Source organism: Stenotrophomonas geniculata ATCC 19374 = JCM 13324 (genome assembly GCF_001431625.1).
Taxonomy (GTDB): domain Bacteria; phylum Pseudomonadota; class Gammaproteobacteria; order Xanthomonadales; family Xanthomonadaceae; genus Stenotrophomonas; species Stenotrophomonas geniculata.
In genome coordinates this window covers 1-20,127 of sequence record NZ_LLXT01000098.1, presented here as the reverse complement: position 1 = coordinate 20,127, position 20,127 = coordinate 1, and the positions used below count along the sequence as shown (strand labels likewise).

General features: G+C 66.8%; 18 protein-coding genes. 6 read left to right on the top strand and 12 right to left on the bottom strand.

Annotated elements, in window-relative coordinates; genetic code table 11:
• Window positions 1-9: 9 nt before the first annotated feature.
• The 7 genes from ARC63_RS09350 to ARC63_RS09320 form a co-directional block, all read right to left on the bottom strand.
• Window positions 10-1,362 (bottom strand): sensor histidine kinase, encoded by a 1,353-nt coding sequence (locus ARC63_RS09350; protein WP_010481333.1) that lies wholly within the window; start codon window positions 1,360-1,362, stop codon window positions 10-12.
• Window positions 1,359-2,705 (bottom strand): sigma-54-dependent transcriptional regulator, encoded by a 1,347-nt coding sequence (locus tag ARC63_RS09345; RefSeq protein ID WP_057503101.1) that lies wholly within the window; start codon window positions 2,703-2,705, stop codon window positions 1,359-1,361. Before ARC63_RS09345 ends, ARC63_RS09350 begins: the two co-directional genes overlap by 4 nt.
• Window positions 2,706-2,828: 123 nt before the next feature.
• Window positions 2,829-3,221: a PDZ domain-containing protein gene (locus ARC63_RS09340; RefSeq protein ID WP_057503095.1), complete on the bottom strand. Its 393-nt coding sequence runs from the start codon at window positions 3,219-3,221 to the stop codon at window positions 2,829-2,831.
• Window position 3,222: 1 nt separating this feature from the next.
• Window positions 3,223-4,440 (bottom strand): ABC transporter permease, encoded by a 1,218-nt coding sequence (locus tag ARC63_RS09335; protein WP_057503094.1) that lies wholly within the window; start codon window positions 4,438-4,440, stop codon window positions 3,223-3,225.
• A 20-nt stretch (window positions 4,441-4,460) separates the two neighbouring features.
• Window positions 4,461-5,759 (bottom strand): ABC transporter permease, encoded by a 1,299-nt coding sequence (locus tag ARC63_RS09330; RefSeq protein WP_010481337.1) that lies wholly within the window; start codon window positions 5,757-5,759, stop codon window positions 4,461-4,463.
• 10 nt (window positions 5,760-5,769) lie between these two features.
• Window positions 5,770-6,495, bottom strand: coding sequence for an ABC transporter ATP-binding protein (locus tag ARC63_RS09325; protein ID WP_014038558.1), 726 nt, complete (start codon window positions 6,493-6,495; stop codon window positions 5,770-5,772).
• A 35-nt stretch (window positions 6,496-6,530) separates the two neighbouring features.
• Window positions 6,531-7,808 carry an efflux RND transporter periplasmic adaptor subunit gene (locus tag ARC63_RS09320; protein ID WP_010481341.1) on the bottom strand — a complete coding sequence of 426 codons (1,278 nt, stop codon included), beginning with the start codon at window positions 7,806-7,808 and terminating at the stop codon, window positions 6,531-6,533.
• Window positions 7,809-8,011: 203 nt separating this feature from the next.
• Between ARC63_RS09320 and glmS the strand changes: the two genes are divergently transcribed.
• Both glmS and ARC63_RS09310 read left to right on the top strand, forming a co-directional pair.
• Window positions 8,012-9,850 (top strand): glutamine--fructose-6-phosphate transaminase (isomerizing), encoded by a 1,839-nt coding sequence (gene glmS, locus ARC63_RS09315; protein WP_057503093.1) that lies wholly within the window; start codon window positions 8,012-8,014, stop codon window positions 9,848-9,850.
• A 445-nt stretch (window positions 9,851-10,295) separates the two neighbouring features.
• Entirely contained in the window at window positions 10,296-10,727 is a 432-nt protein-coding gene (locus tag ARC63_RS09310) for a CBS domain-containing protein (RefSeq protein WP_010481344.1), read from the top strand.
• A 67-nt stretch (window positions 10,728-10,794) separates the two neighbouring features.
• Here the strand turns inward: ARC63_RS09310 and ARC63_RS09305 are convergent, their stop codons facing one another.
• Both ARC63_RS09305 and gloA read right to left on the bottom strand, forming a co-directional pair.
• Complete coding sequence (locus tag ARC63_RS09305; protein ID WP_057503092.1) at window positions 10,795-11,223, bottom strand: VOC family protein; 429 nt, start codon at window positions 11,221-11,223, stop codon at window positions 10,795-10,797.
• A 124-nt stretch (window positions 11,224-11,347) separates the two neighbouring features.
• Window positions 11,348-11,866, bottom strand: coding sequence for a lactoylglutathione lyase (gloA, locus tag ARC63_RS09300; protein ID WP_057503091.1), 519 nt, complete (start codon window positions 11,864-11,866; stop codon window positions 11,348-11,350).
• 122 nt (window positions 11,867-11,988) lie between these two features.
• Between gloA and ARC63_RS09295 the strand changes: the two genes are divergently transcribed.
• The gene (locus ARC63_RS09295) at window positions 11,989-13,101 is read left to right on the top strand and encodes a PLP-dependent cysteine synthase family protein (protein ID WP_049452857.1); all 1,113 of its coding nucleotides are present in this window, start codon (window positions 11,989-11,991) and stop codon (window positions 13,099-13,101) included.
• Window positions 13,102-13,149: 48 nt separating this feature from the next.
• Here ARC63_RS09295 and ARC63_RS09290 read toward each other — a convergent pair whose 3' ends face one another.
• A complete protein-coding gene (locus tag ARC63_RS09290) occupies window positions 13,150-13,554 on the bottom strand; it encodes a hypothetical protein (protein ID WP_010481352.1) in 405 nt (134 codons plus the stop codon).
• 170 nt (window positions 13,555-13,724) lie between these two features.
• On the opposite strand from ARC63_RS09290, the gene ARC63_RS09285 reads away from it, so the two are divergent.
• Window positions 13,725-15,755, top strand: coding sequence for a M3 family metallopeptidase (locus ARC63_RS09285; RefSeq protein WP_057503090.1), 2,031 nt, complete (start codon window positions 13,725-13,727; stop codon window positions 15,753-15,755).
• Window positions 15,756-15,837: 82 nt separating this feature from the next.
• Here the strand turns inward: ARC63_RS09285 and ARC63_RS09280 are convergent, their stop codons facing one another.
• Window positions 15,838-16,641 (bottom strand): SDR family oxidoreductase, encoded by an 804-nt coding sequence (locus tag ARC63_RS09280; protein WP_019338850.1) that lies wholly within the window; start codon window positions 16,639-16,641, stop codon window positions 15,838-15,840.
• A complete protein-coding gene (locus ARC63_RS09275) occupies window positions 16,638-17,204 on the bottom strand; it encodes a DUF1415 domain-containing protein (protein ID WP_029550892.1) in 567 nt (188 codons plus the stop codon). Before ARC63_RS09275 ends, ARC63_RS09280 begins: the two co-directional genes overlap by 4 nt.
• Window positions 17,205-17,397: 193 nt before the next feature.
• On the opposite strand from ARC63_RS09275, the gene ARC63_RS09270 reads away from it, so the two are divergent.
• Together ARC63_RS09270 and ARC63_RS09265 are read left to right on the top strand one after the other, a co-directional pair.
• Window positions 17,398-18,864: a benzaldehyde dehydrogenase gene (locus tag ARC63_RS09270; protein ID WP_057503089.1), complete on the top strand. Its 1,467-nt coding sequence runs from the start codon at window positions 17,398-17,400 to the stop codon at window positions 18,862-18,864.
• A gap of 17 nt (window positions 18,865-18,881) precedes the next feature.
• The gene (locus ARC63_RS09265) at window positions 18,882-20,009 is read left to right on the top strand and encodes an NAD(P)-dependent alcohol dehydrogenase (RefSeq protein WP_043401040.1); all 1,128 of its coding nucleotides are present in this window, start codon (window positions 18,882-18,884) and stop codon (window positions 20,007-20,009) included.
• The last annotated feature ends 118 nt before the right edge of the window (window positions 20,010-20,127 follow it).

The following is a 20,127-nucleotide window of genomic DNA, read 5'->3' as shown; positions in this document are numbered from 1 at the left end:
TCTGCCCGCTCAGCCCACCGGCAACAGAATCGACACGCACAGCCCGCCATCGCCGCGGTTCTGCAACGACACCCGACCACCGTGGGCCTCCACGATCTCGCGGGTCAGGGCCAGCCCCAGCCCGGTGCCATTGCGCTTGGTCGAATAGAACGGCATCAGTGCGTTCTGCAGCACCTGCTCGTTCATGCCCTTGCCACGATCCAGCACGTCCAGCCGCAGCCACTGCGGCAGCCGCGTCAGCTGCACCTGTACGTCATCGTTTGGGGGCTCTGCTTCGGCGCAGGCTTCGTGCGCGTTCTTCAACAGGTTCAGCAGCGCCTGCCCGAACTGCGCGATGTCGATGCGGCTGCTCAGTTCTTCGTCCGGCTCGCGCTCCATGGTAAACGGGATCTGCTGGCGCAGGCTGGACAGGAAGGGGGCCCAGTGCACGGTCTGCAGTTGCGGCTGCGGCAACTTGGCAAAGCGTGCGTAGCCACGGATGAAGCCTTCCAGGTGACGCGCCCGGTCCTCGATGGTGGTGAAGATCTCGGGCAGTCGATCAAAGCGCTCACGCTGCACCAGCACGCCGCCGGAATGGGCGAGCGAAGCGATCGGCGCCAGCGAGTTGTTGAGCTCGTGGCTGATCACCCGGATGACCTTCTTCCAGGTCTGCACTTCCTGGCGGCGCAGTTCGGCGGTCAGCAGCCGCACCAGCAGCAGGTCGTGCGGGCGCCCGTTGAGCTGGAACGCGCGGCGCGAGAGGTGGTAGACCTGCTCGTCATCCTCGTCGCCGTCCTCGCCCTCGGCATGCACCGCGAACAGGCTGTCACCGCCACGGGCGATGGCATCGCGCAGTTCCACCGGCACCTGTTCCAGCACGTCCTCCAGGCGCTGGCCTTCCAGCTTCCAGCCGCCATGCAGCAGCTTGCGTGCCGCCAGATTGGAGAACACCACCCGGGCGATGCCATCACCGCCCGAGGCGATCAGCAGCATCGCCACCGGCGTGTTCTGCACCATCGTGTCCAGCAGCAGTTCACGCTGCACCAGGCCCTGCCGCTGCTCACGCAGTACATCGCCCAGTTCGCGGTGGGCCTGCACCAGGTCGCCCAGCTCGTCGTTCCCCGGCCAGTGCACGCCGAAGTTGTACTCGCCGTCGCGATAGCTGCTGGTGGTACCCGCCAGGGCCCGCATCAGAGATCGCACCGGGGCGGTCGCCCGGCGCAGGGTCCACCACATCAACGACAGCAGGATCAACGCCGACACCGTGGTCACCACCCAGCCATGGTCCATCCAGTAGGCCAGCAGCCACGGCAGTGCCGCCGCCAGTGCCAATACCGGCAGCAGGCGCAGGAACAGGCGGAAAGTGAACGAGCGCCGTTTCATTCGCGGGGAATACCGTGGCGGTCCATGCGCCGGTACAGCGCCTGGCGGCTCAGGCCGAGTTCGGCGGCGGCCTGGGCGATGACGCCATGGTTGCGCGCCAGCACATCCTCGATGCGTGCACGGTCGGGATCATTGCCCGCACTGGGGGCCGGGCGCGGTGTGGCGGCTGCGCGCGGCAGGTTGAGATCGGCCACTTCGATGCGGTTGCCGGTGGCCAGCAGCTCGGCGCGCTGGATCACGTTGCGCAGCTCGCGCACGTTGCCCGGCCAGGGGTGCCGCTGCAAGGCCGCGGTGGCCGCAGTGGACAACGGCTTGCCAGCGGTCAGGAAGCGCTCGGCCAGCGGCACGATGTCGCCCGGTCGTTCGGCCAGCGGCGGCAGCACCAGTTCCACCGTGTTGAGGCGGTAATAGAGGTCTTCGCGGAAGGTACCGTCGCGGATCATCGCCGGCAGGTCGGCATTGGTCGCGCTGACCACGCGGACCTTGACCTGGCGCTCGCGGTTGGAGCCCAGGCGCTCGAAGCGGCCGGTTTCCAGCACGCGCAGCAGCTTCATCTGCCCGCCCAGTGACAGGTTGCCGATCTCATCCAGGAACAGGGTGCCGCCATCGGCTGCCTCGAACTTGCCTTCGCGGGCCTTGTTGGCGCCGGTATACGCACCGGCTTCGGCACCGAACAGTTCGGCTTCGATCAGTTCCGAGGGCAGCGCGCCGCAGTTGACCGCCACGAACGGCCCCTTGGCCACCAGGGAATTGGCCTGGATGATCTGCGCGATCTTTTCCTTGCCGGCCCCGTTCGCGCCGGTGATCAATACCGGCAGTTCCGAGCGTGCGACCTGGCAGGCCAGCGCGATCACGCGCTCGCTGGCGGGGTCGGCGAAGACCGCACCGCACAGGTCGTACTTCTCTTCCAGTGCGTTGCGCTGGTGCAGTTCACGGCTGCGGCGCCGGTCCAGTTCGCGGCGCGCCTCGGACAGTTCCAGCAGGTTGTTGACCGTGGTCATCAGCTTGCGGTCGTCCCAGGGCTTGGCCAGGTAGTCGGCGGCGCCGGCCTTGACCAGGTCCACGGCGCTGCTCAGATGGGTCCACGCCGTGAGCAGGATCACCGGCAGGTCCGGATGGCGCGCGCGGATCTGCGCGAACAGGGCCTCGCCTTCCTCGCCGGAGGTGGTGTCCTCGCTGAAGTTCATGTCCTGGATGACCAGGTCGACCGGCTGAGATTGGAGCAGCGCCAGCCCGTCGGCGGGCGTCTGCGCCTGCAGGGTGTCGATGTCGTGCAGGGAGAACAGTACGTCCAGCGCGGTACCCACGCTGGCGTTGTCGTCGATGATCAGGATCGCAGGCATCAAACGGTTCTGCAGAAAGGGATGGGCGGCGCCGTTGGAGCCGTTCGTGTCCACGCACCGGGAGAGCCCGGCGCCACCCATCAAGCATAGCCAAACCCGTGGCTGTGCAGGAGCGGCCCCTGCTCAGCGCCGGGGAGGCGCCGGGGGCGCTGGCGGCGCAGGTGGCGGCGGCACTTCCAGTGCCTGGCGCCAGGCTGCGGCGTCGACCGCCACCGTCAGTTCGCGTCTGTCGCGGCGCAGCAACAGATAGGCGGTGGCGGCGTGGGAATGGCGCAGTGCCTCGGCCAGATGTTCGACCCGGCGCACCGCCGTGTCGTCCACGCGGAGGATGCGATCACCGCTGCGCACGCCGAAGCGTGCTTCCGGGCTGGCAGCCTCCACGCGCACCTGGCCCTCGGTCGAGCGCAGTGACAGCCGCGCGGCATCCTGGCGCCATTCCAGTGTCTGCGCGTTGCCACCGCCGGCCAGCGCCGGCAGCGGCAGGAGCAGCATCAGGCATATCGCGCAGGCACGCATCTCAGGCGCCCCGCGTGGCGACCGCAGGCGGTACCGCCGCCGCACGCCGCGCCGGACCGAACACCGCGATCTGGCCCAGCACCCACAGCAGCAGCGCACCCAGCGGCAGGTAGTACAGCGGCATGCGCGGCAGCTCGTACAGGTTCATCAGCGCCAGGTTGATCGCGTAGGCCGCCAGCATGCCCAGCACGATGCCCAGCGAGGCCAGCAGGAAGTTCTCGGTCTGGAAGTAGCGCAGGATCTGCCCGCGGGTCGCGCCCAGCGCACGGCGGATGCCGATCTGCTTGCTGCGCTGCTGCACCCAGAAGCTGGCCAGGCCGATGATGCCCAGCGCAGTGACCACCAGCAGCGAGATGCTGACGGTGATCAGCAGGCCGACCATCGCGCGGTCGTTCTTGAAGAAGTCCTTGCGCTGGTCTTCATAGGTCAGCTTGTCGCGCATCAGCCGGTTGGGATCGTTGCGTTCCAGCGCGGCGGCACCGGCATCGAGGACCTCCTGGCGGCGCTCTGGCGAAGTGCGCAGCACATAGGTGCCACCTTCATCGAAGGTGCGCCGCATGGGCAGCAGCATCGAGTTGGTCCAGTTGTCATTCCAGCCATTGGGCGTGCTGAGCGTGTCGACGATGCCGACCACATGCAGCGGCTGCTTGCCCATGTAGTAGGTCTTGGCCAGCGCACTGCCGTTGGGTTCCATCTTGGCGGCGGTGGCCTGGGTGAAGATCACCGGAATCGCCTTTTCCTTGGCACCGCCCTTGCTGGCGTCTTCGAAGTTCTGGTATTCGTCGGGCAGGAAATCGCGGCCTGCGATCAGGTTGATGCCCATCGTGGCCAGCCCGTTCTCGGACAGGGTGTACATCGAGGCGTTGGTGGTCGGCCGTTCCTGGTCGACCTCGCGCGAGATGCTGCTGCTGGAGGAGCCGTTGCGGAAGGGAACCTGGTTGATGATGGTGACGTTGCTGACGCCGGGAATCGCGCGCAGCGATGCCAGGTCCTCGCGGGTGCGGGCCATGGCGTCGGTCTGCTTGCCGATGCCACTGACGCGCAGCATCACCAGTTCGCTCTCGGCGATGCCGCTGGGCATGCTGATCTTCTCCACGCGCTGGCTGACCAGGAACAGCGCGTTGCAGACGATGGCGCAGGTCAGTGCGACTTCCAGCACGATCAGGGCAGCGGCAGTCTTGTGCCGGCGCAGCGTGCTGAGGATGGGGCGGATGTCCATGGGAGTCCTCGTTCGGGTGCTTACTGCGACTTGAGCTGGATGGCCGGGGTGACCTGCATGGCGCGCCAGGCGGGCAGGAAACCGGCAGCAAGGCTGGCGAGCAGGGTCAGGCCCAGTGCGAGCAGCAGCATGTTGCCGTCCAGGTGGGCCAGCTTGGCGTATTCCACCGGTTGCTGGCGCACCGCGAACAGGCCGAGCAGGGCCAGGCCGATACCCAGCACGCCACCGACCACGCCGACCGCACCTGCTTCCACCAGGCATTGCAGGAAGATCTGTCCGCGGCTGGCGCCGAGCGCGCGGCGCACGCCGATCTCGCCGCTGCGACGCAGGAACTTGGCCAGCAGCAGGCCCACCGTGTTGACCAGGCAGACACCGAGGAAGCCCAGTGCCAGCCACAGCTGCAGGCGCACGTCGCTGGGCACTGCGCCATTGAAGTCCAGCCACTCCATCACGGTGCGCAGGCGCACGTTCGGCGGGTGTTTGAAGCGGCCGGCCTCGCGCTGCTGGGTCGAATAGTTCTCCAGGTAGCGGCGGTAGTCGTCGGCCTTGGCCGGGTCCATCTCCACCCAGTACTGCAGCCACGCGCACGGTGCGTTGAGCGAGTAGCTGTTGCCGTCCGGATTCTCGCCGAAGCAGTTCATGTTGCCGTTGTTGCCCAGCTTCAGGTCGAAGGAGGTGGAGATCGGCAGCAGCAGGTCTTCGTTCTTGCCGTAGCTGCCAGTGGTCAGGTCGTAGAAGTGCGGCTCCGGGCTCCATTCCTTCATCACGCCGACGATGCGGTAGCTCTGGCCTTCCATGCGCAGGTCGCGGCCCACGCTGTTGGCGCCCTGGTACAGCTTGTCATTGAGCGCCTTGGAGATGACCACCACGCGCGCACGGCCTTCATCGTCCTCGCGCGTCCAGGGGCGGCCGTACTGCATGGGCACCTCGAACATCGGGAAGAAGTCGGCCGAGGTCCAGCGGGTGTCGATGCTGAAGGGCTTGAGGGTGCTGTTGTCCGGTTCGATGGTGCCGCCGCCGCCGCTCATCAGCGCCTGGCGCTCGCCCTTGGCTTCGCGCAGCAGGGCTTCACCGTCGAAGCGGGTCAGCTGGGTTTCCGGTTCCTCGCCGGCGACGTAGGCGCCGGTCGCGGCGTCGAGCTGGACGTAGAACAGGCGGTCGCTCTTGCCGGGAATCGGGTCACCGGACAGCACGTGGAACACGGTCAGGGTAGTCATCGAGGCGCCGATGCCGAGCGCGATGGCAACCACCATCAGCGCGGTCAGGACCTTGTTGCGGCGGAAGCTGCGCACCGCCAGTCGGGCGTAGTAGGCGAACATGGTAGGGCCCTCACTCGTTGACGGCGACGATGTGGCGCGGCGGCGTGGCCAGCACCGGCTCGCGCACCAGGTCGGTGACCTGGCCATCAACGATGTGCACGTTGCGCTGCGCGCGCGCAGCCAGTTCCGGATCGTGGGTGACCATCACGATGGTGGTGCCGGCAGCGTTGATCTCCTCCAGCAGCTCCATCACGCCGCGGGCCATCTGCGTGTCCAGGTTGCCGGTCGGTTCGTCGGCCAGCAGCAGGCGCGGGCTGCCGGCCAGGGCACGTGCGATCGCCGCGCGCTGCTGCTGGCCGCCGGACAGCTCGTTCGGGTAGTGCTTCATGCGCGAGCCGAGGCCGACCTGGGTCAGCGCCTTCTCGATGCGTTCGCGGCGCTCGTTGGCGCTCATCTTGCGATAGCGCAGCGGCACGTCGACGTTGTCGAACAGGTTCAGGTCGGGGATCAGGTTGAAGCCCTGGAAGATGAAGCCGATCTTCTGGTTGCGCAGGCGGCTGCGCGCATCATCGCCCAGCGTGCTCACGTCCTGGCCGTCCAGCATGTAGGTGCCACTGGTGAAGGTTTCCAGCAGGCCGGCGATGTTGAGGAAGGTGGTCTTGCCGGAGCCTGACGGGCCGGTGACCGCGACGAACTCACCTTCCTTGACCTGAAGTTCCAGTGAGCGCAGTGCGTGGGTTTCCACCTGTTCGGTGCGGAAGACCTTGGCGACCGAACGCATTTCGAGCATGTACATGGGGTGTCCTCTCTCCAGGATTCAGGGTTCAGGTATCAGTTGACGGAGACGCGTTCGGCGTCCTTGAACAGGTCGCTGCCGGAGACCACGATGCGGTCGCCCGGCTGCACACCCGACTTGATTTCCACTTCGCCCAGGCTGCTGACGCCCAGTTCGACCGGACGGCGCACGGCGGTGCGGCCATCCATCACGTAGGCCACGCCGTTGCCCTGTTCGACGAACGGACCGCGCTCGACCTTCAGCACGTTCTTGCGGGTATCGAGCAGCACGCGCACCGACATCCGCTGGCTCTGGCGCAGGCCTTCCGGCTGCGCGCTGGCGAAGCGCACGCGGGCATTGACCTCGCCATTGACCACTTCCGGCGACACCGCGCTGATCTCACCCGGGAACGGCTGGCCATTGCCGCCGGTCAGCTGTGCCGGCATGCCGATCGCCAGGTCGCGGGCGAAGCTTTCCGGCACCTTGATCTCGACCTCGAACTTGGACAGATCGACCACGCCCAGCACCGGCGCATTGGCGGCCAGGTTGGTGGACTGGACGGCCTGCACCTGGCCGACCTGGCCATCGAACGGGGCGCGCAGGGTCAGCGCATCGACCTGGCGCTGCACCTCGGCCACCACGGCCTTCTGGCGGTCGGCCAGCAGGCGCTTGTTGCGGGCATCCAGGTCGGCGCCCTGGCTCTGCAGGCGTGCGTCTGTGGTGGCGTTGGCCAGGGTGATGTCGGCCTTCTTCAGCGAGTCCTTGGCTTTGGCCAGATCGATCTGCGGTACTGCACCGCCGTCGTAACCGCGCTGGTAGCGCTGCAGATCGCGGTCGGCGGCCTGCCGCTCGATGGTGGCCTGGTCGGTTTCCTTGCGCGACTTGGCGCGGGCAAGGGTGGCGTCCAGCGCGGCGCGGCTGGCTTCGGCTTCCAGGCCGGCCAGGGTGGCCTGTTCCTGGGCCAGCTTGCTGCGCAGTTCCGGGCTGTCGATGATGGCCAGCTCCTGGCCCTTCTTCACCACATCGCCGGCGACCACCTTCAGGTCCACGGTACCGGCCGAGATGGCATACAGGACCGGGCTGTTGGCGGCGATCACGCGGCCGTCGGCGGCGATGTCGCGGACCAGGTCGCCGCGCTTCACTTCGGCGATGCGCACGCGGCTGCTGTCGAAGGAGCGGCTGGCGTTGGACCAGGCGTGCACGGCCCAGCCGATGCCGGCGAGCAGCACGATGGCGCCCAGTGCCGGCCAGCGGTAGCGCTGCCAGTTGGCGCGGGTGGTGCCGGCCGGGGCGGAGGAAACGATCTGGTCCTGTGCGGAAGTGTCGCGGATCATCGGGTGCGTGCCTGACGGTGGTAGCCAGTACCAAGCACGTAGCGTGCCAATTATATTTCCTTTCAGGTCAATGGGTTGGGAGGCATGCTGAAGTGTCCGGGTGTCCGCGGACACCTTTCCGGACACTTTCATTAAGCGGACAGGAGGGGGAAGCCGGACACGCAGGCTAGAATGCGGCGATCGTCTTCAAGGAAACGCGTGACATGTGTGGAATCGTGGGTGCGATCGCTGATCGCGACGTAGTGCCGGTGCTGATCGAGGGTCTGAAGCGCCTTGAGTACCGTGGCTACGATTCCTCGGGTATCGCGGTGATCGACCAGGGTGAGCGCCGCGATGTGCGTCGTGTGCGTCGTACCGGTCGTGTGTCGGAAATGGCCACTGCGGCCGAGGTCGAGGGCTTCAACGCGGTGCTGGGCATCGGCCACACCCGCTGGGCCACCCATGGCGGTGTCACCGAGGCCAACGCGCATCCGCACATCAGCCACGGCGTGGCGCTGGTGCACAACGGCATCATCGAGAACCACGAAGAGCAGCGCGAGAAACTGCGCGCGCTGGGCTACACCTTCGAGTCGCAGACCGACACCGAAGTCATCGCGCACCTGATCCACCATCACCTGAAGGACGGCGACGACCTGCTGGTGGCGCTGCAGCACACGGTGAAGGAACTGACCGGCGCCTACGCGCTGGCCGTGGTCAGCCGTGCCGAGCCGGAGCGCTTCGTCTGTGCGCGCATGGGCTGCCCGCTGCTGGTCGGTCTGGGCGAGGGTGAGAACTTCGTCGCCTCCGACGTCTCGGCGGTGATCTCGGCCACGCGCAAGGTGATCTTCCTGGAGGAAGGCGACACCGCCGAAATCCGCCGTGACGGCGTGCGCATCTTCGATGAGCATGACCAGCCCATCGAGCGCGACGTGCATCTGTCCGATGTGTCGTTGGCTTCGCTGGAGCTGGGCCCGTACCGCCACTTCATGCAGAAGGAAATCCACGAGCAGCCGCGCGCGCTGGGCGACACCATCGAAGCGGCGATCGACGCCGGTGGTTTCCCGGCCGAGCTGTTCGGCAAGAACGCCGAAGCCGTGCTGTCGGGCATTGAAGGCGTGCAGATCATCGCCTGCGGTACCAGCTATTACTCCGGCCTGACCGCGCGCTACTGGATCGAGGCCATCGCCGGCCTGCCGTGCAGCGTGGAAATCGCCAGCGAGTACCGCTATCGCGCGGCCTATGCGAACCCCAAGCATCTGATCGTGACCATCTCGCAGTCCGGCGAAACGCTGGATACGATGGAAGCGCTGAAGTACGCCAAGTCGCTGGGCCATAAGCACACGCTGTCGATCTGCAACGTGCCGGAAAGTGCGATTCCGCGCGCCAGCGAACTGGTCTGCTACACCCGCGCCGGCGCCGAGATCGGCGTGGCCTCGACCAAGGCCTTCACCACCCAGCTGGCCGCGCTGTTCCAGCTGACCGTGGTGCTGGGCAAGCTGCATGGCCGCATCGACGCGGCGCAGGAAGCGGATTACCTGGAGCAGCTGCGCTTCCTGCCGGGCAGCGTGCAGCACGCGCTGAACATGGAGCCGCAGATCGCTGCCTGGGCCGAGCGTTTCGCGCGCAAGAGCAGCGCATTGTTCCTGGGCCGCGGCCTGCATTACCCGATCGCGCTGGAAGGCGCGCTCAAGCTCAAGGAAATCTCCTACATCCACGCCGAGGCCTACCCGGCCGGTGAACTGAAGCATGGCCCGCTGGCGCTGGTGGACGAGGACATGCCGGTGGTGGTGATCGCGCCCAACGACAGCCTGCTGGAGAAGGTGAAGTCGAACATGCAGGAAGTGCGTGCGCGTGGCGGCGAGCTGTTCGTGTTCGCCGACCAGGACAGCAACTTCAACGCATCCGAAGGCGTGCACGTGATCCGTACGCCGCGACATGCCGGCGTGCTCAGCCCGATCGTGCACACCATTCCGGTGCAGCTGCTGGCGTACCACACGGCGCTGGCACGTGGCACCGACGTGGACAAGCCGCGCAACCTGGCCAAGAGCGTGACGGTGGAGTAAAGCTCTCCCGGCGCTGTTGGATGCTGTATGCGAAAGGGGCCTGCGCGGCCCCTTTCGTTTGCGTCGGTAGCTGTGGAAAGTGGGACGGCCGCCGCGTGCTTTGTCCGCCTTCGGCAGGGCGCACTCAATCTTTAACGCGTGGCACCGCCAGTATTCAGCGGCGGTTTCAGCCGCGGTGCCATTCTCTGGATCGTCAGTTGGTTCCCACGACGAACTGTCCCATCGATGCCGGTAGTGACCGATGGTCGCAGTCGTAGAATCACTTTGACCGAGGGCCGGGTTGCGCCGTTGAGCCCACCTCGTTCGCGTTGCAGCACGTCGTCTGCCGATCCATTCCAAGTGGCAGCCGGGTGCGCCAGACGTGCGCTGAAAGGTCTGTTCCCGGGGAGGGGGCGTATCGGAAGAGCACACTTTTTGACTTAGTGACCTGCACCAGGAAACAAGAATGAACGTCCGCGAACTCCTGCAATCCAAGAAAGAAGCTGTCATCACCATCGACGCCGAAGACACCATCGGTGCCGCCGCCCACAAGATGAGCGCGAACAAGATCGCTGCGCTGGTGGTGATGAAGGACGATGCCCCGGTCGGCATCATTTCCGAAAAGGACATCGTGCGTACCCTGGCCGACGACGGCCCGCAGGCCGGCCGCCGGGTGATCTCCAGCCTGCCGTCCACCGGTCTGGAAGGCATTGCGCCGGAGGCCACCCTGAAGCAGGCCATGTCGTTGATGACGTACTCGCGGCGCCGTCATCTGATGGTCACTGAAGGCACCCGACTGGTCGGCATCCTCAGCCTGGGCGACATCGTGAAGAACCTGTTGGGCGAACTGGAACTGGAAAAGGCCGTGCTGCAGGACATCTACATGGCGGCGCACTGAGGACTGGATCCTTGGACGCAGAGAAGCCGGGCATTGCCCGGCTTCTTCGTTCACGGCATCGGTGAAATCAGAAAGTGACCTTCACCGAGTCGGCGCTGTACTTGGCTGGGCCGTGGTAGACCACTTCAATGTTGTTGCCATCGGGATCGAGCACGAACGCGCCGTAGTAGCCCGGATGGTAGGGGCGTTCGCCCGGTGCACCGTTGTCGGTGCCGCCGGCGGCGATGGCTGCAGTGTGGAAGGCATCAACGGTGGCGCTGTCGCGCGCTTGGAACGCCAGGTGGTGGCGGCCGGTCAGCTGGCCGGCGGCAGCCTCGCTGCTGGCGCTGGAAATGAACAGCTCATCGGCCCAGAAGTAATCATCGCCTTCGCCGGCGATTGGAATGCCGATCGTATCGAACACCGCCTGATAGAAGTGGCGGCTGGCGGCCAGGTCACGCACCACCAGCTGGATGTGGTCGATCAATCGCCCACGGTGCAGTTCCATCGTTTCCATACGAACCTCGTAAAAAAGGGGACGGAGTCGGTAGCGCCGGGCCGTGCCCGGCGAGCGCGCAGCGCGGCCTGCTCAAGGCCGCCGGGCATGGCCCGGCGCTACCGGAATTGTGCCCCTTTCCGGGTCAGACGTTGGCGATGATCTCGACCCAGTAACCGTCCGGGTCCTTGATGAAGGCCAGGTTCTTCATGCGGCCGTCGGTCAGGCGCTTCTGGAAGGTCACGCCCAGGTCCTCGAAGCGCTGGCAGGCGGCCTCGATGTCCGGCACCGACACGCAGATGTGGCCGAAGCCGCGCGGGTCGCTGTTGCCGTCGTGGTAGACCGCGCCGTCCTGGGTCTCGGTGCCGTGGTTGTGGGTCAGCTCCAGCACGCCCGGCAGGCCGGCCATCCACAGGCGGCGCTGGGCATCGTCTTCCGGCACCACCGTACCGGCCGGTACGTAGGCCAGGAAGTACAGGCTGAACTGGGCGTCCGGGAAGTCGCGCTTGTCGATCAGCTGGTAGCCGAGCACGCGGGTGTAGAAGTCCAGCGAGGCGGTGATGTCCTTGACCCGCAGCATGGTGTGGTTGAACACGAAGCCGGTGGTTTCGGCCGGGGCCTGGGCGGCGACGCCGGGGACATCGCGCAGGGCGGGAATGGTCATGGGGGAGGTCCTTCAGACAGGGCCGTTGCAGGCCGGATGGGGTCATTCTACCGGCCGTCACCTGACGGCACCGCGACGTACAATGGGCGGATCGCACCGTTCCGTTCTGAGCATTGCCCGCCATGTCGCAGCGTGAATGGGTGGCCGCTGCCATCCGCAAGATCGAAGCCGATTTCAACCGTTCCGCCGATACCCACCTGATCCCGTTGGCGCTGCCCGGGTTCGAGGGCATCGACCTGTACCTGAAGGATGAATCGAGCCATCCCACCGGCAGCCTCAAGCACCGGCTGGCGCGCTCGCTGTTCCTGTATGCGTTGACCAATGGCTGGTTGCGCGAAGGGCGGCCGGTGATCGAGGCGTCCAGTGGCTCGACCGCTGTCTCCGAAGCCTATTTCGCGCGACTGCTCGGTTTGCCGTTCATTGCGGTGATCCCGGCCACGACCTCGCCGGAGAAGATTGCCGCCATCGAGTTCCACGGTGGCCGCTGCCATCTGGTCGAGCGTGCCTGCGACCTCAACGGTGAATCGGAAAAACTGGCCCGTGAAACCGGCGGCCACTTCATGGACCAGTTCACCTATGCCGAGCGCGCGACCGACTGGCGGGCCAACAACAACATTGCCGAGTCCATCTTCAAGCAGATGGCGGAAGAGCCGAGCCCGGTTCCGGAATGGATCGTGTGCAGCCCCGGCACCGGCGGTACCGCAGCGACGCTGGGCCGCTATGTCAGCTACCGTCGGCATGACACCCGCATCCTCTGTGCAGACCCGGAAGTATCGGTGTTCTTCGACGGATACCAGTCCGCCGTGGCCGGTGAGCAGGACTGGCGTGGCCTGACCTGCAGCGGCGGTTCGCGCGTGGAAGGCATCGGCCGGCCGCGGGTGGAGCCGAGCTTCATCCCGACCAGTGTGGATGCGATGGTGAAGGTGCCCGACGCGCTGAGCCTGGCCGCGATGCGCCATGTCAGCCGCCAGCTCGGCCGCCGCGTCGGTGGCTCCACCGGCACCAACTTCATTGGTGTGCTGCAGGCCGCGCAGTGGATGCGCGAGGCGGGCCATCAGGGCAGCATCGTCAGCATTCTGTGCGACAGCGGCGAGCGTTACGCGCAGAGTTACTACGACCCGGCATGGTACGCGCGGCAGGGCATTGATGTTGAGGGCGCCGATGCACAGCTGGCCGCCGCAGTGGCCGGGCAGGGGTTGCCGGAACTGCCGTGGTGCAGCCTGGAGGCGCTGTAGGTCGGTTGACGTTGTCGCCGGGCCACGCCCGGCGATCACGAGGGCGTCTCAATACCCCGCCGCGGTGAACGCATCCAGCACCGCATCACGCAGCGCATCGGGCAAGGCCTCGATGTCCATCGCGCGATCATCCAGGTGCAGGCTCGGGTCCAGCATGCTGGCGCGGCCTTGGGCCAGCGCCTGCAGCCACAGCAGCACGCAGATCACGAACTCGCGCTCATGGCCCAGCCGCAGCTGGCTGGCGCCGCGTTCGATCACTTCGAACGGGTACCACTCCTGGGCATCGCTGAACGTGCCGCCCTGCTGCAGCACAGCCTGCAATTGCTGCAGGTGACGCGGGGCGTCGTCGTCGGCATCGCACAATGCGGCGATCCAGGTCAGTTCGGCCGGGCTGGCGGACAATGCCAGTGACCGGGCCGGTGAGGCGGATGCAACTGCAGCCAGACCTTCCATGTAGGGCCTCGTTCGGTGCGTACCGCTGCGGACTCCCCCGCAGCCAGAGCTTCGAACCGCGACCGTAAGGCCGACGTGAATACCGGGCCGCGCCCCCTTGTCAGCCCCGCCTGCCAGCGCCATATCTACTGGGCTGCCCGCCTGCCGGGCCCGTACCCTGGAGATCTGCCGTGACCGTTGCCAACCCCCTGCTCGATTTTTCCGGCCTGCCGCGCTTCGAGGCCATCCGCCCCGAGCACGTGGCGCCGGCGCTGGACGTGCTGCTGGCCGCGGCCGAAGCCGCCGTCAGCGCGGCCGAGCAGGTGCAGCCGGTCACCTGGCAGACCTTCGTTGCCCCGCTGGACGATGCCACCGAGCGGCTGTGGCGTGCCTGGGGCCTGGTCGGCCACCTGCAGGGCGTGGTCAACACCCCGGAACTGCGTGAGGCCTACAACAGCAACCTGCCACGGGTGACCCGCTTCGCCAGCGCGCTGGGCCAGAACCTGGCGTTGTACCGGCAGTACCAGACGCTGGCCGACAGCCCGGAAACCGCAGGCTTTGACGAATCCCAGCGCAAGGTGCTGGACAACACCCTGCGTGATTTCCGCCTCGGTGGTGCCGAGCTGGCGCCGGAGGCGCAGCAGCGCTTCGCGGCGATCAAGGAGGAGCTGTCGGCACTGTCGGCGAAGTTCTCGCAGAACGTGCTGGACGCTACCGATGCGTGGTCGCTGATCATCGAGGACGAAGCGCGACTGAAGGGCCTGCCGGAAGATGTGAAGGCGGCCGCGCATGCCGCAGCACAGAAGGATGGCAAGGCCGGCTGGAAGCTGACCCTGCAGATGCCGTGCTACCTGCCGGTGCAGACCTGGGGCGAGGACCGCGACCTGCGCGAGATCCTGTACCGCGCCAGTGCGCAGCGTGCGTCCGAATTCGGCGACGACGCGCTGGACAACAGCGGCAACATCGACCGCATCCTGGCCCTGCGCGCGGAACTGGCCGCGCTGCTTGGCTTCGGTTCGTATGGTGATTATTCGGTGGCGACCAAGATGGCGCAGGACCCGGCCGAAGTGCTCGGTTTCCTGCGTGACCTGGCCTCGCGCGCCAAACCGTTCGCGGCCAAGGACCGTGCCGAGCTGGAGCAGTTCGCGCGCGAGCAACTGGGTATCGAGCAGCTGCAGGCCTGGGACCTGGCGTTCGCCGCCGATCGCCTGAAGCAGGCGCGTTACAGCTATTCCGAGCAGGAAGTGAAGCAGTATTTCACCGAACCGAAGGTGCTGGGCGGCCTGTTCTCGGTGATCGAGCAGCTGTACGGCCTGCGTGTGCAGGAGGACAGCGCGCCAGTGTGGCACGAGGATGTGCGCTTCTTCCGTCTGGTCGATGCGCAGGGCGCACTGGTTGGCCAGTTCTACCTGGACCTGTACGCGCGCGAAGGCAAGCGCGGTGGCGCGTGGATGGATGATTGCCGCAACCGCCGCGTGCGCGCGGACGGCAGTGTGCAGACGCCGCTGGTCTACCTGGTGTGCAACTTCGGTCGCGGTGCCAATGGCAAGCCGGCTACCTTCAGCCACAACGAAGTGACCACGCTGTTCCATGAGATGGGCCATGGCCTGCACCAGCTGCTGACCCGCATCGGCGAGCTGGGCGTGGCCGGCATCAACGGCGTGGAGTGGGACGCGGTCGAGCTGCCGAGCCAGTTCATGGAGAACTTCTGCTGGGAATGGGAGCACCTGCAGGGGATGACCGCGCATGTGGACAGTGGCGAGCCGCTGCCACGCGCGCTGTACGAACGCATGCTGGCTGCACGCAACTTCCATAGCGGCATGGCGACCGTGCGCCAGCTGGAGTTCGGCCTGTTCGACATGCTGCTGCACAGCCAGTTCGAACCGGCGCAGGACAGCGTGCTGGCGCTGCTTGATCGGGTGCGCGCGGAGGTAGCGGTGAACCATCCGCCGGCCTGGAACCGCTTCCCGCACCAGTTCAGCCACATCTTCGCGGGGGGCTATGCGGCCGGCTACTACAGCTACAAGTGGGCAGAGGTGCTGAGCGCCGATGCCTACGCCGCGTTCGAGGAAGCGCCGCAGGCGCTCGCGGAAACCGGTGCACGCTTCCGCGATGAGATCCTGTCGCGGGGTGGCAGCCGCCCGGCGGCGGAGAACTTCAAGGCCTTCCGCGGCCGCGCACCGCAGATCGACGCGCTGCTGCGCCATTCGGGCATGGCGTAAACCGCTCCGGTAGGTGCCAACCTTGGTTGGCACTTCCTGGCAATGGTGCGGACCAAGGTCCGCACCCACCGGAAAGCGGTGCTTATTCGGCGTAGATCATCTTCCGGGTCATGCCGCCGTCGACGACGAAGTCCTGGCCGGTGGTGAAGCCGGACAGTGACGACAGCAGGTACACCGCCAACGCGCCGATGTCCTCGGGCTGGCCGACCCGGCCGACCGGGTGCTGCGCATGGTCGATGGCCGAGTACTCAGGCTCATGGCGCCGTGAGGGTGCCTGCCACGCAGTGGTGCCGATCCAGCCAGGGCTGATGCTGTTCACCCGCACCGCCGGGCCGCTGCTGATCGCCAGCGCATGGGTAAAGGCCACCAGTCCGCCCTTGGCCGCGGCATAGGCTTCGCTATGTGCTTCGGATTGCCAGGCGCGGGTGGAGGCGATGTTGATGATCGCACCGGCAGCGCTGGCGGTCAGCGCGGGCAATGCATGCTTGCTGCACAGGAACGCGCCGTGCAGCGAGGACAGCCGGCGCTGCCACTCATCCCACGCCATGTCCTGCAGCCGCGTGCCGTGCGGGCCGGCGATGCCCGCGTTGTTGACCAATCCGTCGATGCGGCCGAAACGCTGCAGCGCCACGGCGATGAAGTCGCGCACGCTGGCTTCGTCGGTGATGTCCAGGCGCTGGAACGCGGCGTCATCACCGCGCTGCCATTCCGCCAGGCACGCCTCGCCGGCCTCCACGTCCAGGTCGCCGATCAGCACGCGGCCCCCGGCACCGAGCACGGCCTGGGCAATACCGCGACCGATACCGTTGGCGCCCCCGGTGATCAGCGCCACCTTGCCCGACAGCGGCGCGGCCGGCCATGCGGCAATCGGCGGCACCGTGCTCACGTCAGGTCTTCGCCACGCAGGCGGCGATGCCAGCCGTCCACGCCGATGCGGTCCAGGGTCTGGATGTTGCGCTCGACGATCACGTCCGGGTCCGGATAGACGTCCACCGCGCGTGCCACGCTGTCCTCGCGCAGCAGGTGCAGGGTGGGGAAGGGCGCACGGTTGGTGTAGTTGCTGGCGTCGTTGGCGGCCACGCCTTCGAACTGGTAGTCCGGATGGAAGCTCGCCACCTGCAGGATGCCCTGCAGGTCCAGCGCTTCGATTGCCGCGTCGGCGTTGTCGAGGAAATCGTTGTAGTCGAGGAAGTCGGTCAGCACCTGCGGATGCACGATCAGCGTCGTGTCGATCTGCTCGGCCGGCGTATCGCGCAGCAGCACCAGCTCCTCGGCCAGCTGTTCGACCAGCGCTTCGGGCGTGGTCGCATCACTGAGCACGAAACGGACCTGGTCCTTCACGTACACCGCCTTGGCGAACGGGCACAGGTTCAGGCCGATGACGATGCGCTCCAGCCACAGGCGGGTGGCGGCGATCGGGTCATCGGTGGGCAGGTGGGTGTCGGTCATGGCGGGCACGTCGGCTGGCGGGGCGGACATTGTAGGCAGTGTGCCGCTGCCGCGCTGTTCACTGTGCAGGAACTGGACAGTCGCCATGCTGGAAATTCCCGCCGATTCAAGCCCTTGCGGGCGACCGCTGGATGGCCGATTGCCTGTCGCGGACGGCGGGCGTGGAATGGACGCACGACACAGGAGGACACCCATGACTGCATCTTCTCCGTGGCTGCCGGATGCCCTTTGGGCCGGCGCCTTCTTCGATGGTCACTGGCAGGCGGCCGAGCAACGGCAGCCGGTGATCGAGCCGGCCACCGGCAACACCCTCGGCGAAATCGGCCTGGCCGACCCGGCGCAGGTAGCGCGTTCGGCGGCGGCCGCTGCACAGGCGCAACAGGCGTGGGCGTCAGCGCCTTACGAGCAGCGCGCGGAGGTGCTGCGCAACGCGGCACGCCTGGCCGAGGAACACATCGACACCCTGGTGGAGTGGCTGGTGCGCGAAAGCGGCTCGACACGGCTCAAGGCCGGCTTCGAAGCGAAGGTGACGATCAAGGCGCTGCACGAAGCTGCGGCGCTACCGTCGCGCAGCACCGGCGAGGTCCTGCCCTCCGAGCCGGGTCGGCTGAACCTGGCGCGACGCCGGCCGCTGGGCGTGGTCGGCGTCATCTCGCCCTTCAACTTCCCGCTGTACCTGGCCATGCGCGCGGTGGCGCCGGCCATCGCGCTGGGCAATGCCGTGGTGCTCAAGCCGGACCCGCGCACGGCGGTGTGCGGCGGCGCGGTGATCGCACGCCTGTTCGAACAGGCCGGTCTGCCGGCCGGCGTGCTGCACATGCTGCCCGGCGATGGCGCGGCCGGTGCAGCGCTGACCAGCGATCCGCACGTGGCGATGATCCAGTTCACCGGTTCCACCGCCGCTGGACGCAAGGTCGGCGAAGCGGCGGGCAGGTACCTGAAGAAGGTCTCGCTGGAGCTGGGCGGCAAGAACTCGCTGATCATTCTCGACGATGCCGACCTCGACCTGGCGGTGGCCAACACCGCGTGGGGTGTCTACCTGCACCAGGGCCAGATCTGCATGGCGACCGGCCGCGTGCTGGTGCAGCGGAAGATCCATGACGCATTCCTGCAGAAGCTGGTGGCCAAGGCCAATTTGCTGAAGGTGGGCGACCCGGCGCGCGAAGACGTGGCGATCGGCCCGCTGATCAATGCCGGCCAGCGTGACCACGCCGCGCGCGTGGTCGAACAGGCGGTGCAGGCCGGCGCCTCGCTGGAGGCGGGCGGTACCCATCGCGATCTGTTCTTCGCACCGACCGTGCTTGGCAACGTCTCCGCCGACAATCCGGCGTTCAACGAGGAGATCTTCGCACCGGTGGCGGTGGTGGTGCCGTTCGACGATGACGACGATGCCGTGCGCCTGGCCAACGACAGCGAGTACGGGCTGTCGATGGCGATCGTGTCCAGCAACGTCGGCCGCGCGCTGAAGATCGGCGAGCGCCTGCGTACCGGCCTGCTGCACATCAACGACCAGACCGTGAATGACGAGGTGATCAATCCCTTCGGCGGCGTCGGTGCGTCCGGCAACGGCACCAGCATCGGTGGCCCCGCCAACGGGAAAGAGTTCACCCAGTGGCAGTGGTTGACCGTCAAGGGCGAAGCGCCCGCTTACCCGATCTGATCGAAGGAGCCATCACGATGAACGACAAGACCACAACCCACGAGATCACCGCCGCCGTGGTCCGCGGCAAAGAACAGCCCTTCGTCATCGAGCAGGCCCGGCTGCGTGGCCCGCAGGACGACGAGGTATTGGTGAAGGTGGTGGCGACGGGCCTGTGCCATACCGACCTGATCGTGCGCGACCAGTACTACCCGGTGCCGCTGCCGGCAGTGCTCGGCCATGAGGGGGCTGGCATCGTTGAGGCGGTGGGCCCGAACGTGCGCGACCTCAAGGTGGGCGACCATGTGGTGCTGACCTATGGCGCCTGCGGTCACTGCAATCCCTGCCGGGGCGGCCACGGTGCCTACTGCAAGGACTTCTTTGCGCTGAACTTTGGTGGCGACGATGGCCACGGCCATACCGCGATCACCGATGCGCAGGGTCAGCCGCTGCACGACCATTTCTTCGCGCAGTCTTCGTTTGCCACCTTCGCCATCGCGCGCGAGATCAACGCGATCAAGGTACCCGACGATGCGCCGCTGGAACTGCTGGGCCCGCTCGGCTGCGGCATCCAGACCGGTGCCGGTGCGGTGCTCAATTCGCTGCAGGTGCGCTCGGGCAGCAGTTTCGCCAGCTATGGTGCCGGCGCGGTGGGCCTGAGCGCGGTGATGGCGGCGAAGGTGGCCGGTGCCACCACCATCATCGCCATCGACGTAGTGCCCTCGCGGCTGGAGCTGGCGCTGGAACTGGGCGCCACCCACGTGGTGAACAGCCGCGAGACCGACGTGATCGAGGCCGTACGCGCGATCACCGGCGGTGGTGCGGACTTCGCGCTGGAATCGACCGGTCGCCCCGAGGTGCTGTCGGCGGGTATCGAGGCGCTGGGCGGCTTGGGCATGATGGGCGTGGTCGGCGCACCGAAGCTGGGCACCACCGCCAGTTTCGATGTGAACAACCTGCTGCTCGGTGGTCGCAGCATCCGCGGCATCGTGGAAGGCGACAGCGTGCCGCAGGTGTTCATTCCGCAGCTGGTCACGCTGTTCCTGCAGGGCCGCTTCCCGTTCGACAAGCTGGTGAAGTTCTACCCGCTGGAACAGATCAACCAGGCGGCGGAGGACAGTACGAAGGGAATCACGCTCAAGCCGATCCTGCGCATCGCAGCGTAAGGGTGGGGAGGGTTTGCAGGGCTGCGCCCTGCACCCGCCGAAGCAACGTCCACGGCAACGGCAAAAGCGGGCATTCCGTGGGATGGCGGGGTGGGCCCGGTTGCGGGGGACGCCGTAA

What these genes read in the sequence shown, in the direction of transcription:
- ARC63_RS09320 (WP_010481341.1), bottom strand. Translation starts at nt 7,808, where the DNA reads ATGATCCGCGACACTTCCGCACAGGACCAGATCGTTTCCTCCGCCCCG.
- ARC63_RS09325 (WP_014038558.1), bottom strand. Translation starts at nt 6,495, where the DNA reads ATGTACATGCTCGAAATGCGTTCGGTCGCCAAGGTCTTCCGCACCGAA.
- ARC63_RS09290 (WP_010481352.1), bottom strand. Translation starts at nt 13,554, where the DNA reads ATGGAAGGTCTGGCTGCAGTTGCATCCGCCTCACCGGCCCGGTCACTG.
- ARC63_RS09310 (WP_010481344.1), top strand. Translation starts at nt 10,296, where the DNA reads ATGAACGTCCGCGAACTCCTGCAATCCAAGAAAGAAGCTGTCATCACC.
- gloA (WP_057503091.1), bottom strand. Translation starts at nt 11,866, where the DNA reads ATGACCATTCCCGCCCTGCGCGATGTCCCCGGCGTCGCCGCCCAGGCC.
- glmS (WP_057503093.1), top strand. Translation starts at nt 8,012, where the DNA reads ATGTGTGGAATCGTGGGTGCGATCGCTGATCGCGACGTAGTGCCGGTG.
- ARC63_RS09265 (WP_043401040.1), top strand. Translation starts at nt 18,882, where the DNA reads ATGAACGACAAGACCACAACCCACGAGATCACCGCCGCCGTGGTCCGC.
- ARC63_RS09345 (WP_057503101.1), bottom strand. Translation starts at nt 2,705, where the DNA reads ATGCCTGCGATCCTGATCATCGACGACAACGCCAGCGTGGGTACCGCG.
- ARC63_RS09270 (WP_057503089.1), top strand. Translation starts at nt 17,398, where the DNA reads ATGACTGCATCTTCTCCGTGGCTGCCGGATGCCCTTTGGGCCGGCGCC.
- ARC63_RS09295 (WP_049452857.1), top strand. Translation starts at nt 11,989, where the DNA reads ATGTCGCAGCGTGAATGGGTGGCCGCTGCCATCCGCAAGATCGAAGCC.
- ARC63_RS09305 (WP_057503092.1), bottom strand. Translation starts at nt 11,223, where the DNA reads ATGGAAACGATGGAACTGCACCGTGGGCGATTGATCGACCACATCCAG.
- ARC63_RS09275 (WP_029550892.1), bottom strand. Translation starts at nt 17,204, where the DNA reads ATGACCGACACCCACCTGCCCACCGATGACCCGATCGCCGCCACCCGC.
- ARC63_RS09330 (WP_010481337.1), bottom strand. Translation starts at nt 5,759, where the DNA reads ATGTTCGCCTACTACGCCCGACTGGCGGTGCGCAGCTTCCGCCGCAAC.
- ARC63_RS09340 (WP_057503095.1), bottom strand. Translation starts at nt 3,221, where the DNA reads ATGCGTGCCTGCGCGATATGCCTGATGCTGCTCCTGCCGCTGCCGGCG.
- ARC63_RS09350 (WP_010481333.1), bottom strand. Translation starts at nt 1,362, where the DNA reads ATGAAACGGCGCTCGTTCACTTTCCGCCTGTTCCTGCGCCTGCTGCCG.
- ARC63_RS09335 (WP_057503094.1), bottom strand. Translation starts at nt 4,440, where the DNA reads ATGGACATCCGCCCCATCCTCAGCACGCTGCGCCGGCACAAGACTGCC.